Raw genomic sequence first — 2,903 nt, 5'->3', positions numbered from 1 at the left:
TGTCTCCATAGGGTTCTCCTTAGTTTGATATGAAAATTTTATTTCTCAATAAAACTTTTTCTCAATTTTGGAGAACTCTTGTCCAGCTTTTTTTACAACACTACGCTAAAAACTGTCCGAACCATTGTTTCCGATAATTCTGCCATTTAAAATAAATGAAGCCTTGCTGAATATCACCGGGATATACGACCCTGTCCTCAAAGGCCAGGTTGGCCAGTTCTTTTTTAAATTTCACCGTATATGAATCGGACAGCCCGGCACCCGCCCCTGAGGTCGCACCAACCGTACCGCCTATTAAGGCACCGGTCTCCGCACCCTGGGAAGTATCATCAGCTATGTGCCCTGCCGTGGCCCCGACGGCTGCACCAACAGCAACGCCGGCGATGGCGCCTGCAACAGCATTGGTTACAGCCGTGGTTCCAATGGATGAACTGCGCACATGCTCTGCTGCTTTATTTAGATTATATGCAACCGTATACTCGCCGTTTTCGCTGATACCGAACATCTGCTGCTGGGTAATTTCAAATTCTTTCCGGCCGCTGTTTTCAACGATCAAATGAAACGGAATGATATTGGCAGCTTTCAAGTCCGTTCCAAATGTTTCTTTTAATTTTCTCGGTGAATCCACAGGCACCACCACCAATTTCAACCCGTCAATTTCCTTTGCGCCAGGATATGCTGATGGAGGCAAAAAAGAAACCGTATCTGTTTTTAATGGCGCTGCGCAACCAGCGATTAACAATACGCATAGGAAAAAGAAGCTAAATCTTAAAAGGAAATTCATGAATGATCAGCCTTTGTTTTGTTCCCAGGTGGAAATATACTTACTCAGGTTCGAGGATTTGGACATTTGATTGATAAGATTACCGATGGCTTTATCAACTGTGGTATCAACCGAACAAGCAATGCCCCGGCCGGCTTCCTGATAAGTCATCTGCCCCATTTCTTCATGTTTACCTGATTCTTTGGCCTGGGTTGTCCCGACCCATACAACCCGTTTTTCCTTTTGGTCATAAATTTCGGCCCTGATGGAAAGGCGGGTATACGTTTCTGTGGAAACAGTTGCAAAACCGGACTTTACACCCATATTCATATCCACATCTTCCAGAGTGACCCTGACAATGGCGTCGATGGATTCCGTTCCTTTATATGCGGGGGTGCCGGACAAATGGATGGTCTTGAAACTATAGGCCAAAGCCTTTAAAAATTTAGCAGAAAAGGATCTGCCGATATCAAAAGTAAACTCCCCCATTTTAAGTTTTTGATTGACTTTCAGATCTTTGAGCTTTGGATCAAAATACAAGGCCACATCCACATCGTGCAAATCAATGGATTTCATATTTTCAAAAGCATCCATACCCAGGCTTGAATTGAGTCTTGGCTGTACGGCTACTGTACAACCACAGAAAATGCCTAAGGTAAATAAAAACACACCAAAATTGATCAGCTTTCTCATTATATTTTCCTTTTGTTGAAGCTCTAAATAAGAATTAAAAAATATTTGTAAGACGGTCAGGAGGCGGTCAAAGGATCAACCGGATAAAGTAATTGCGGGAGTTTGAATTAGAATTGTTTTGAAAGACATGGCATTATTTCCTTTCGACGTTATAAAGTATGTGATTTCAAGGCCAGCGTTGCCATGCAGCTAAAATCAACGTTATTGTTTCATCTTTGTTAGTCTATAAATACAATATTGTCAAACAATAAATTAAAATCACAAAAACAAAGAATTTAGGAGATAGCACGAAATAAGATGCCCAATTATAATTCTCAAACGCACGGCCTACAATAATCAGTTGTATGGATATTCCTATACTATATATTTATTACTCCTGAAGGAGGATAATTGACCAGTTGACAACCGTTATCAAAAGAGTTGTTCAAATTCCATTTTCTATCCACTTCATTTGGAGGGAACGCACGGCGAAGGGTGGCCTTGCTATAACAAACGTACCGGCTTTGGATGCAGATATTTGCCAGTGAGGGGTTTTATACAAGCCAAGGGTATATTGTTCTGGGGGACTTTTTTCGTTGACTTTTGGCGGGGGGATTAATGGTAGGTTTTTTCTGGCATGCCAGGTACTATTTTTTTGCAGCATAGCTGGAAGAAGGGGCGTTTTATACTATCTGAGTAAGATTCTGTATAGAAACCGGCCATAAAATTTGGGGTTCCAGAACATTTTGATAAAATTTTATTAATTTTTTTTGTTTTTTAAAAAATATACAGCATATCTCAAAAGTTTTTAATGTGTCTTACGCCATTCCCAAGGGACCACCAGATCAAGGGTTAAAAGTCCCAACAAAGTCGAGTCAAGCCTATTAAATTAGCCTAAAGTTATCAAAAGTACTCATATGGAATATGATAAAAATAATCCTTACATTTTTTTATGAGAAAGAGCTTTTTTTCTCAAAATAAAAATGATAGTCATTTCATGTTCAATTTCGAGTTGATGCGTTATGAATGGCATTAACACCTTAAATGCATTATCTTTAAAGGATTTTCGAATTGTGCTCATCAAAGAAAGAAGCTTAAACCAAGATGTCTATACCTCATGCATTGATGCCGGATATCCGGAAATCATCGCAAGACTCATCGCTGGAAGAAAAGACGTTTTTAATAAAAATATTTTTGAATTCAGCCTTGATGCAATCCAACCTGCGATGACCATGGCTGGGGTCCCGACCGCCGTAGACAGAATCGTAAAAGCCATTTATAATGATGAAACGATTCTTATTTTCACTGATTACGATGTAGATGGATGCACATCTATGGCGATCCGATGCATTTTTTGCTATACAAATATATAGCTTACGCCATTTTCTAAATAGCGGGGGTCTCTCCCAAAGCATAACGTTTCAAGTGAAATATTATGCGCTTTAATTTTCCATTACTAACAATCTTA

3 protein-coding genes are annotated in these 2,903 nt (G+C 39.7%); 1 reads left to right on the top strand and 2 read right to left on the bottom strand.

Annotated features, from left to right (window positions below; translation table 11 throughout):
• Positions 1-100 precede the first annotated feature (100 nt).
• Positions 101-691 (bottom strand): hypothetical protein, encoded by a 591-nt coding sequence (locus tag HXW94_RS18455; protein WP_178368359.1) that lies wholly within the window; start codon positions 689-691, stop codon positions 101-103.
• A 99-nt stretch (positions 692-790) separates the two neighbouring features.
• On the bottom strand, positions 791-1,456 hold the full coding sequence (locus HXW94_RS18450; RefSeq protein WP_178368358.1) for a hypothetical protein: 666 nt from the start codon (positions 1,454-1,456) through the stop codon (positions 791-793).
• 1,001 nt (positions 1,457-2,457) lie between these two features.
• Here HXW94_RS18450 and HXW94_RS18445 point away from each other — a divergent pair.
• Positions 2,458-2,808: a hypothetical protein gene (locus HXW94_RS18445; RefSeq protein ID WP_178368357.1), complete on the top strand. Its 351-nt coding sequence runs from the start codon at positions 2,458-2,460 to the stop codon at positions 2,806-2,808.
• The last annotated feature ends 95 nt before the right edge of the window (positions 2,809-2,903 follow it).

The organism is Desulfobacter latus, from assembly GCF_013389365.1.
GTDB lineage: Bacteria > Desulfobacterota > Desulfobacteria > Desulfobacterales > Desulfobacteraceae > Desulfobacter > Desulfobacter latus.
The sequence above is the reverse complement of the archived record's forward strand: the minus strand, read 5'-3'. Positions and strand labels throughout refer to the sequence as shown.

Coding starts and splice junctions, on each gene's coding strand:
- HXW94_RS18450 (WP_178368358.1), bottom strand. CDS start 1,456: ATGAGAAAGCTGATCAATTTTGGTGTGTTTTTATTTACCTTAGGCATT.
- HXW94_RS18445 (WP_178368357.1), top strand. CDS start 2,458: ATGAATGGCATTAACACCTTAAATGCATTATCTTTAAAGGATTTTCGA.